Annotated in this window: 8 protein-coding genes; 3 read left to right on the top strand and 5 right to left on the bottom strand. The window is 29.4% G+C overall.

Going from position 1 to position 10511, the window contains the following annotated elements; translation table 11 throughout:
- A partial coding sequence (locus GQ540_RS06140) for a mechanosensitive ion channel family protein (protein WP_291798860.1) occupies positions 1-1319 on the top strand: 1319 nt, incomplete at its 5' end.
- Positions 1320-2074: 755 nt separating this feature from the next.
- Here the strand turns inward: GQ540_RS06140 and GQ540_RS06135 are convergent.
- The 5 genes from GQ540_RS06135 to GQ540_RS06115 form a co-directional block, all read right to left on the bottom strand.
- Complete coding sequence (locus GQ540_RS06135) at positions 2075-3376, bottom strand: carboxypeptidase-like regulatory domain-containing protein (RefSeq protein ID WP_291798857.1); 1302 nt, start codon at positions 3374-3376, stop codon at positions 2075-2077.
- A 115-nt stretch (positions 3377-3491) separates the two neighbouring features.
- Positions 3492-5642, bottom strand: coding sequence for a M3 family metallopeptidase (locus GQ540_RS06130; protein WP_291798854.1), 2151 nt, complete (start codon positions 5640-5642; stop codon positions 3492-3494).
- Between the two features lie 202 nt (positions 5643-5844).
- On the bottom strand, positions 5845-7545 hold the full coding sequence (gene lysS / locus GQ540_RS06125) for a lysine--tRNA ligase (protein ID WP_291798852.1): 1701 nt from the start codon (positions 7543-7545) through the stop codon (positions 5845-5847).
- An 11-nt stretch (positions 7546-7556) separates the two neighbouring features.
- Positions 7557-8372, bottom strand: a complete 816-nt coding sequence (locus GQ540_RS06120; protein WP_291798849.1) for a carbonic anhydrase — start codon at positions 8370-8372, stop codon at positions 7557-7559.
- Between the two features lie 278 nt (positions 8373-8650).
- The gene (locus GQ540_RS06115) at positions 8651-9154 is read right to left on the bottom strand and encodes a DUF456 domain-containing protein (protein WP_291798847.1); all 504 of its coding nucleotides are present in this window, start codon (positions 9152-9154) and stop codon (positions 8651-8653) included.
- Positions 9155-9284: 130 nt separating this feature from the next.
- Between GQ540_RS06115 and GQ540_RS06110 the strand changes: the two genes are divergently transcribed.
- Together GQ540_RS06110 and GQ540_RS06105 are read left to right on the top strand one after the other, a co-directional pair.
- Positions 9285-9656: a BlaI/MecI/CopY family transcriptional regulator gene (locus GQ540_RS06110; protein WP_291798844.1), complete on the top strand. Its 372-nt coding sequence runs from the start codon at positions 9285-9287 to the stop codon at positions 9654-9656.
- On the top strand, positions 9653-10511 hold an 859-nt coding region (locus tag GQ540_RS06105; protein WP_291798843.1), incomplete at its 3' end, for a M56 family metallopeptidase. The genes GQ540_RS06110 and GQ540_RS06105, both read left to right, overlap by 4 nt.

Raw genomic sequence — 10511 nt, 5'->3', positions numbered from 1 at the left:
ATACTACTGGATATGATATTGGGTATAGATATGTATTGTTTCCACACCAATTTCCAGAAATATTTATTGAAAAGGTGGAAGGAAATTGGTATTATTCTTCTGAAACAGTATTAAAAGTAAATGAACTTTACAAAAGTATGTATCCTTGGCATACTGAGAAGTTACAGCAAATTATTCCAGATGTTGGACATGTTAAATTTTTAAAAATTGAGGTATGGCAATATTTAGGTTTGCTAATTATAATTGCTATTTGTATTCTGCTATTTTATGTGCTTAAAAAAATTGTATTCTTCATTTTGCAAAAAATACAATATGTAATTATACATAAATCAAGTGAAAAGATTAAAACAGCTTTAAAAAAATTAACAAGACCAATAGTACTATTGTTATTAATGTGGTTTGTTAAAATAGTGCTTCCATCACTGTTACTTCATTTAGAGGTAAATACGGTGTTGTTTTTAGTGTTAAATATAATGGTAACAGTTTTTTGGATTTATGTATTCTTAAAACTAGTACAGGTTGTAATGAGTATTTATGCAGATTTTGCTGAATCTACACATGGTAAATTAGATGATCAATTAGTCCCAATTTTGAATAATTTTTTAACTGGAATTGTTATAGTTTTAGGTTTTTTGAAGTTGCTTACTCTTTTTGGAATTGAACCAGTAACTGTAATTGCTGGAGCTTCAATTGGTGGTTTAGCAGTTGCTTTAGCTTCTCAGGACACTGTAAAAAATCTGATTGGTACCGTAATGATTTTTATTGATAAACCTTTTCATATTGGTGATTGGATTGAAGCCGGTGAAGTTGTTGGTACGGTTGAAACTGTTGGGTTTCGTTCTACTACTGTAAGGGCTGCAGATACTTCGGTGTATCAAATACCAAATAGTAGTTTGTCTGAAATGGTTGTGAATAATAAAGGATTGCGTGCTTTTCGTCGTTATTCAACAAATTTAGGATTGCGCTATGATACACCACCAGAATTAATAGACGCTTTTGTAACGGGTGTTCGAAAAATTATTGAAATACATCCAGCTACTCGTGATGATGCCTTTAATGTTGAGTTTACGGGTTTTGGAGATTCTTCATTATTGATATTGGTAAATGTTTATTTTGTTGCTTTAGATTGGAGTTTAGAGCAATCATCTAAACATAGTTTGCATATTAAAATTTTAGAATTAGCACAAGAATTAGGAGTTGATTTTGCGTTCCCATCTACTACAGTTATGATTGAACAATTTCCAGAAAAGAAGGCTGTAACTATTGATTATGATACTGAGAATAAAAGAATTCAAAATATAATAAACAACATTAAATAGCTTATCATTTTATTCTATCAATTTTAATTTATTTAAAAATAAGTTGATAAAATAGTGTTTCTAAATACCAATTTTAGTAACTTTATATTACTTCCAAACCTCTTGATTTTAAAGGGGTTTTAATCGATTTCTAAAAATAATAGTATTTTCTCTAAATAATTGTACTATTTTTTTATATTAATTGTACTATCCTATGATATTAATTGTACTATTTTTTTTGACAAGTTCAACGGATAACTCAATATCTCTTGATGATATTTCATTATCTTTTACCGATATACAAAGTTTTGTTGGTTGCTTTTTCTTACTTTAAGGGTTAAGGTTAAACTTCCTTTTTTCAAAAAACAAAACTGATTGTCTAAATAATATTGAAACCCGTTGTTCTAAATTTGATGGAAACCTGCGTATACTAGGCTAAATATTTTGTAGTTCTCCTTTGCTAAAGATTCTCGCATTCGCGAGAATGACGGTTTAGTTTCATTATTGCGAATGATGATGAAGCAATCTCATGAGTAGAACTATAATATAACCAATTACGAGGTTACTATTACTACTAGTAATAAGACGTTTTTGTGCACCTTAATTTTATCTTTTTTATAAAACAATTATTCTTTAAAACCAAAAAAGCAACGATTTTACAATCGTTGCTTTTTGTTATTATTTAGTTTGGTTTTTTAGTTGTTTACCAAAATAAAGGTGTTCTTTTTTTAGTAGTGTGTTTGACATTTGATCCTAAATCAAAAGCCAAACTCTAATTATTGTTCCAATTTTTTTAACTGTTTTTTAATTTTTTTAATGGCAGATTCAATAGGTTTTTCTGGCTCAATAACATTGTATGCTCCCCAAAATTCTGGGTCAGAAAAGCCAGAAGCTTTTTCACTTATAATTACAGAAGGCCTTAACCTATCTTTAACTTTAAACAATTTATTTGTTTCATTTTTTTTCCAATCTGTTATCGCCATTTCAATTGTTGTGTGGTATATGGTATTGAATAATTTACGATTCCAATTAATTTTAAAACTAAGCTGAATTCTGCTGTAACCATAATACCATTTGCCATTCTTAACACGATAATCTATTTGATACAATGCTTCAGTAGGGTACACATTAGCGTCTTTAGGTTTTCTTACAATAAACACTTTACTTGCTTTTTCTTTATCTTCAACATTTAATTGAAATTTAGCATTGGTTAATGCTAGTGTTTGGGCATCAATATATAATTTTCCATAAAAAAGAGGAGTTTTAACATGTGGTTTTTGTTTAAAATTAACCACGTAAATTATGCGGTTGTCAACTTTTGTTGGTGTATCAAAGCTAAAATCATAAATTTCAACCATGTCTTCTTCAAAGAAAAATGTTGGATTTTTTATAATATCAATATATAATGAGTTAAAAGGCCCACCTCTAAGTTTAAAAGCAACAGTGTCAAGACGTGTATAATCTGTGTTTTTACGTGCTTTATGTAATTTTAAAAAGTCTTTTTTAGTATTTGTATAAGGCTGTTTGTTAATTTCAACAACTGCCTCAGAAAGAGATACATACGTTCTTCTTTTTTTGATGGTTTCTCTATAAAAGGCAGTCATAGTTGTTAGCTCATTAAAATAATTATCACCTTTTCGTTTTAATACTTCTAAAATAAGTGATTTTGCATCTTTTATTGAAATTTTGACTTCGTTAAGTTCTTCAATATAAGTTTCTAATTTTATAATGGTTTTATCACTAAAATTAGATAAGTTTAATACTTTACTTGTATATCCTAAAAACGAAATAGTTACATTTTGTGTCGTATTTTTTTTAGGAATTTTTAATATAAATTTACCCTGAGTGTTGGTGACGGTACTAATGTTTGTACCATCTACAGTTAATGAAGCAAAAACTAATATTTTTTTTGTTTTACCATCTATAACTTTTCCTTTGTATTCATTAAAACTAATAGTATCGTTTTTAATAAGTGTGTTTGATGCCTGAGTGTAGTTTTGAAAACTAAGAATTAAAGTGAAAACTAAAAGTGATGTTGCTAGTTTTTTTTTGATTTGAAGTGCTATTCTCTTAATCATTACCCAAAAGTTTAATTGAAACGGAATTAATTTAAAAATACAAGTTAGTAATTTTTTAGAAAAAAAAAGGAACTACAATGAAGTAATTCCTTTTAAAAGGTTTTAAGGTGTTATTTTAATTTTTTGGAACTGGAAATCCTCGGTCTCTCATAATTGCATCAATTTTTGCATCACGTCCTCTAAATAATCTGTATGCTTCAGCAGGGTCTATTGTATTTCTTGGTGCAAATAAATAGTCAACCATTTTAGTCGCAAGTTCCTTGTCGTAAAAACCATTAGGAACTTCAGCAAAAGCTTCAGCAGCATCAGAAGTCAGTACATCAGCCCACATATATCCATAATATGCTGTTGCATAACCTTCTCCTGAAAACACATGGCCAAAATGTGGTGTACGGTGACGCATTACTAATTCTTTTGGCATATTCATTTCAACTAAAGTTTCTTTTTCAAAAGCATCAATATCAATATTAGTAGGGTCAGCCATATGTAATTTCATATCCATTAAAGCAGAAGCCAAATACTCAGTTGTTGCAAAACCTTGATTAAAAGTAGCTGCTTTTTTTATTTTCGCAATTAATTCTTTTGGCATTGGTTTACCAGTTTTGTAATGTACTAAAAATTGAGTTATAACTTTATCGGTTGATAACCAGCGTTCTAAAATTTGTGATTGAAACTCGGTGTAATCTCTAACGCCACTATTTAAAGTAGGGTACTTTACATTGGAAGAGTAGAAATGTAATGCGTGGCCAAATTCGTGTAAAAATGTTGTTGCATCATCCCAAGATACTAAAACAGGTTCGCCAAGTGCAGGCTTCACAAAATTTGAATTATTAGAACCTAAAACATTCTTTTTTCCATTAAAAGTTGAATGACTTCTGTAAGTTGTTGCCCAAGCTCCAGAACGTTTTCCTTGTCTGGCAAAAGGATCTAAATACCACAAACCAATATGTTCTCCAGTAGTTTTATTAGTTACTTCCCAAACTTTAACATCTTCATGAAAAACAGCAACACTACCATCAGGAACTGGTGTAAAATTGAAATTAAATAATTCATCGGCTACAAAAAATAAAGCTTGTGTTAATTTATCAAGTTGAAGATATTGTTTAACTTCATCAGAATCTAAGTCGTATTTTTGTTTTCTTACTTTTTCAGCATAATATCTATAATCCCAAGGTTCAATAGTAATATTATCTTTGTTAGAATTTGCTATTGATTGCATATCAGTAACTTCTTCTTTAACTCTAGCAATAGCCGCAGGCCAAACAGCATTCATTAAATTCATGGCGTTTTCAGGAGTTTTAGCCATTCTATTTTGCAAACGCCAATCTGCATAATTATTAAAGCCTAAGAGAGCAACACGTTCTTTTCTTAGTTTTAAAATTTTAGCAATATTTTCATTATTATCAAATTCATCACCATTATCACAACGAGAATAGTAATTTTCCCATACTTTTTTACGTAAAACTCTATTGTTTGAATAGGTTAAAAATGGGGCCATATAAGAGCGTGTATTTGGAATAGCATATAAACCATCTTGTCCTTTTTCTGAAGCAATTTTAGCCATAGATTTAATCATAGCTTCAGATAAACCACTTAATTCATCTTTGTTTAAATATACGACATAGTTTTCTTCATCAGCTAAAATATTATTTGAAAAATTGGTGTAAAGAGTTGAAAGCTCTTTGTTAATTGCAGCATATCTAGCCTTTTTTTCTTCATTTAATTCGGCTCCATTCATTGCAAAACGCTCATAAATAAGTTGCACTACACGTTGTTTATCATTTTCAAGCGGTGTTTTTAAAGAGTTTGAATAAACTTCTTTAATGCGAAGAAATAGTTCTTTGTTTTGAGAGATTTTAGATCGAAATTCAGATAAAACAGGCGCCATTTCTCCTTGTGTTTTTCTGAATTCTGGAGATGAAACATTTGCGCTCCATATGCCGTAATATTGTTGCACTCTATTTAATACTTCACCCGCTTTTTCAAGTGCTACAATTGTATTCTCAAAAGTTGGGGTTTCAGAATTTGAAGTAATAGCATGAATGTCATCAAGGTTTTGTTGCATTCCTATTTCTAGCGCTTCTTTTATAGAATTAAGATTCATTTTATCGAAAGCAGGTACACCTCCGTATGGCCCTGTCCACTCTTCTAATAATATATTTGAGTTAGTCATTTTGTCTGATTTTCCTTGATTACAACTTACTAAAAAAATTATAGCGATTAAAATTAATGATTTAATTGAAGTTGAAATAACATATTTTTTCATAATTTGATTAACTTTTAAGGTGTTATCAAATTTACCAAATTGTGATTTATTTATGTTATTTATGGCTTAGTTTATAAGTGATATTTGTTACAATAATTTGATTAATAAGTAATTAGTTTATTGCATGAAAAAAGGAACTACACTAAAGTAATTCCTTTTTTATATTATAAGGTTCTGAAATACATTCAGAATGGTATTTTAATTAAACTATCTCAACAAATAACCCTTCATCTGAATTAGTTACTTTGGCAATCTTGTGTTTGCTTAATCCTTTCATAGTTTTATCCCACTTTTTATTACTTAAACCACTTTGAGATTTTAAATCTGCCAATGCAATTTTTTCGACTTTCTTTAAAATTTCAAAAACTGCTTTTTCATCATCATTTAGTTCAACAGTTGGCGCTACTTTCTCAGGTTTCATTTGAGGAAAGAATAAAACTTCTTGTATTGAAGCGTTGTTAGTCATAAACATTACTAAACGGTCAATTCCAATACCAATTCCTGAAGTTGGAGGCATACCGTATTCTAAAGCACGTATAAAATCTTGGTCAATAAACATTGCTTCGTCATCACCTTTTGCAGATAATTTCATTTGATCTTCAAAACGTTCACGTTGATCAATTGGGTCATTTAATTCAGAATATGCATTGGCTAATTCTTTACCGTTTACCATTAATTCAAAACGCTCTGTTAAATCTGGATTTGTACGATGTTCTTTAGTTAAAGGACTCATTTCCTTTGGGTAATCTGTAATAAATGTAGGTTGAATATATAGGTGTTCACATTTTTCGCCAAATAATTCATCAATCATTTTACCAATTCCCATGGTTTCGTCAACTTCAATTCCAACTTTTCTACAAACGCCTCTCAATTCAACTTCTTTCATTCCAGCAACATCGTAACCTGTATGTATTTTTATAGCTTCTAAAATAGGAACTCTAGGGTATGGAGCTTTAAAACTAACTTGGTTTTCACCTATTTGAACTTCACTTGTTCCATTCGTATCAATTGCAATTTTCTCTAACAATTCCTCAGTCATATCCATCATCCAGTTGTAATCTTTGTACGCTACATACAATTCCATTACCGTAAATTCAGGATTATGAGTTCTATCCATTCCTTCATTTCTAAAGTCTTTTGCAAACTCATAAACTGCATCAAAACCACCTACAATTAATCTTTTTAAATATAGCTCATTCGCAATTCGCAAATACAAAGGCATATCTAAGGCATTGTGATGTGTCATAAATGGGCGAGCAGCTGCACCACCTGGAATTGGCTGAAGTACAGGTGTTTCAACTTCTAAATAGCCACGTTTGTTAAAAAACTCACGCATAGAATTGGTGATTTTTGTACGTTTAATAAACGTTTCTTTAACGTGATCATTTACAATTAAATCTACATATCTTCTTCTGTATCTTAGCTCGTTATCTGCAAAAGCATCATGAACTTTTCCATCAGCATCCGTTTTTACAACTGGTAAGGGACGTAAACTTTTAGAAAGTACCGTTAACTCTTTTACTTTTACAGAAACCTCACCAACATTTGTTTTAAAAACTTCACCCTTTACACCAATAATATCGCCCATATCCAATAGTTTTTTGAAAACAGTATTGTACATAGTTGGGTCTTCTTCCGAAGAAATTTCATCGCGGTTCACATAAATTTGCATTCTTCCGCTTGCATCTTTTAATTCAGCAAATGAAGCCTTTCCCATAATTCTACGGCTCATCATTCTTCCCGCTAAAACAACTTCTTTTCCTTCAAATGCATCAAATTTTGATGTTATTTGTTGAATTGTTGCTGTTGTTTTAAATTCTTCGGCAGGATAAGGATTGATACCTAAATCACGTAGTTTTTGTAATGATTCTCTCCTAATTATTTCAAGTGCTGATAATTGCATGCAGTGTCTATTTAATGATTGTAAACTTGTACCTCTCTACTATTTAAAGCTTGTATAGGTCTGTAATTATTATTCATAATTTTTGAAAATACTTCAATTTGCTCTTTTGAAGCTGTTAAAGGTGTTTTTAAAACATACCAGTTTACAACTTCTGAGCAAGGAGGTGTTGTTAAAGAACCTTTGTAATTGTAATAGCTTTTATTTTCTGGGAATAAACTTAAAACGTCTATGATATCTTCAGATTTAAATGAACCCTTACTTGTAGGGAATTTATCAAGATATTTTTCAAATAATGCATTTGATTCACCTTCTTCAAAAAGAACTCCTAATACAGCAAAATTTGTATCAGAATTTTTATGTACAAAATGAACTTCAATTGGGTAATAATTACCATCAATAGTATGTTCACTTAAAGTATGATAATGAAATTGTAATAATTTATAATCTGTACCATTTAAGTTTACGTTATGTTCTCCAGATATGTTAAACTGAACTGTATGCTCATTATTAATAATATCAACACCAGATGTTCCATAACTAAATTTTGCAGCTATCAACGTATCTACTTTTGAAACATTACTTGTAATTATATTAATAGGTGATTGTGCATTCTCGCCACAATCAGAAAATCCATCACATAAATTTTTCCAATTCTCAGGTCCATCTTCTCCTTTGTGATGAGACCAATGAACATCTTTACAATCTTTTTTGCTAATTTGATCAGTATGTTGTTCTTTAGTTTCTTGTTCTTTTTTAGTATCAGTTTTACAAGATGATACGGTTAAAAAAACAAGTAAGACAGTTGCTAAATTAATTAGATGTTTCATTTTTAGTTATTTTAAATTATAAACGATTGTTTTTTAGTTCTTTTTAAAGAAACTAAAACAGTTCGCAAAGATACAATCAATTCAGAAAAATAAGTAATTTAGAAAGAAAAAGAATTTACAATTTGTTTTTTCATAAAATTGTATATATTTGCTTACCGCATTTTGGTGCGGTTTAGTTGTGTTGTTTGACGTTAATAGCGTCAGGTTTTTTTAAAACCAATGGAAAGCTTCCCGAAAAACCGGGACGCTTTTTTTATTTTATACCTTTTCGTTTTAAATTAGAAACTAAAGAAAGCCTCTTTATATTCCCAAAATTTTGCAACATACAATCCTGTAAAAATTACAGCGGCTATAAATTTTAAAAATGATGAAGTTAAAAAGCCAAGAAACGAGCCAAATGCCGCTTTTAAAGCTTTTTTTGAATTTTTTTCATGCATCATTTCTCCAATAAAAGCTCCAACAAAAGGCCCAATAATAATCCCAAAAGGAATAGGAGATAGCAAACCTATAATTAAACCTAGCATGGTTCCAATAACTCCATAACGTGTGCCACCAAATTTTTTTGTTCCCATAGCAGGGATAAAGTAATCTATAATCCAAATTATTACTGCAATTACTAATGTGATACCTAAAAAAGTCCAATTCATTGGAACGGAATTTGTGGTGTGAAGTATTAATAGACCTGCCCAGCTAGTTAAAGGGCCGGGTAATACGGGCAAAAATGAGCCAATAATGCCTAATAAGGCAACTAAAAATCCGATAATTAGTAAAAAAATATCCATATGCTAATTTATGATTTCAATTTAAAACTAAAAAGAAAAAAGGAATCTATTGTTTCTTTAACTAAAAAATTAGTTTAAACTAAATATTTAGTTATATTTGTATTGTTAAACTAAAAACTTAGTTATAAAAATGGAGAAACAATTAACAAAAGCAGAGGAGCAATTTATGCAAGTTTTATGGGAGTTAGAAGAAGCATCTGTCCAAGATATAATTGATCAATTGTCAAAACCAAAACCTGCATACAATACAGTTTCTACCATTATTAGAATTTTGGAAACCAAAAATTTTGTTGGTCACAAAGCAAAGGGTAGAGGTTATATTTATTTTCCTTTGGTAAAGAAAACAGATTATAGCAATCAGAGTTTAAACAAGTTGGTTGATGGTTACTTTGGTGGTTCTTTTAAAAGTATGGTATCATTTTTTGTGAATAAAAATGATGTTGATTTAAATGAATTGGAAACAATTTTAGATGCTATTAACGATAAAAAACAAAAGAAATGATAAATTATATACTACAAGTAGTTATTTTTCAAACCATATTTTTGGCTTTATATGATTTGTTTTTTCAGAAAGAAACGTTTTTTAAATGGAATAGGTTCTACTTATTAATAACACCTTTTTTGTCGTTTGTAATTCCTTTATTGAAGTTTGAAACGCTAAAAGATGTTGTTTCACAAGAATATATTGAGCAATTACCAACGGTATTTTTAAATCCTCAAGTTGTTATAGAACAAGTTAATCAGCATAATTCATCAATAAATTATTTAGCAATTATTTTTTATGTTGGAGCAGCTGCATTTACATTGTTATTTTTAGTGCGGTTGACAAAATTACTCAAATTAATTACTTCAAATAAAGTGATTAGAAAAACCAATTATACCTTGGTATTATTAGAAGGTAAACAAGCTGCTTTTTCGTTTTTCAATTATATTTTTATAAATCAACAATTATTAAAAAGTAAAGATTTACAAATAATTAAACACGAATTAATACACTGTAAACAAAAACACACCATAGACTTATTGTTTTTTGAATTCCTAAAAATTGTTTTATGGTTTAACCCAATAGTATATGTATATCAAAAAAGAATAACACTATTGCATGAATATATTTCTGATGCTGAAGTGGTAAATATGTCAGATAGAAACACTTATTTCAACAAATTACTAGCCCAAACTTTTAATGTTGAAAACATAATGTTTATCAACCAATTTTTTAAACATTCATTAATAAAAAAACGAATTATTATGATTACAAAAGAAAAATCACAAAAAATGAAACAATTAAAGTATTTATTAGTATTGCCATTGTTGGTGAGTATGTTGGTATATGTGTCTTGCACAAATGATACTCAAA

Source organism: Lutibacter sp. (assembly GCF_013139515.1).
Taxonomy (GTDB): Bacteria; Bacteroidota; Bacteroidia; order Flavobacteriales; family Flavobacteriaceae; genus Lutibacter.
This window is presented reverse-complemented; position numbering and strand designations above follow the sequence as displayed.